This is a genomic window from Dellaglioa sp. CoH-57-MRSF-22, assembly GCF_056781895.1.
Genome location: NZ_JBXAXT010000208.1, coordinates 1 through 273, shown reverse-complemented (window position 1 = coordinate 273; position 273 = coordinate 1). Strand labels below are relative to the sequence as shown.

Genomic DNA, 273 nt, shown 5'->3' with positions numbered 1-273 from the left:
AGCTGATAGCGCGGAATCGCGGCGCTCGTCATCTCAAAGGCCGGGTTCCGGGCGCGCGCCAGAAACTTTTTGTACGATTCGTTTTTGATTGCGCCGGGTTCCTGATCGCGAAGCTTCGTATAAGTTTCGTTCACTTCGTCTCGACGCCACGTCGGCATATAAGGAATCACGATGCCTTGATTGATATGAGCCTTCGTCAACGATTCCTCTTCGAAGATATAGGTCATAGTGGCGCACGCAAGCCGCGCATCGCGGATGCGTTCAATGCGATCC

1 protein-coding gene is annotated in these 273 nt (G+C 53.8%); it reads right to left on the bottom strand.

Translation table 11 applies throughout. The features are described from left to right. Positions 1–273, bottom strand: a 273-nt coding sequence (locus AC1RPR_RS08810) for a hypothetical protein (RefSeq protein WP_481763572.1), incomplete at both ends; no start/stop codon positions are given.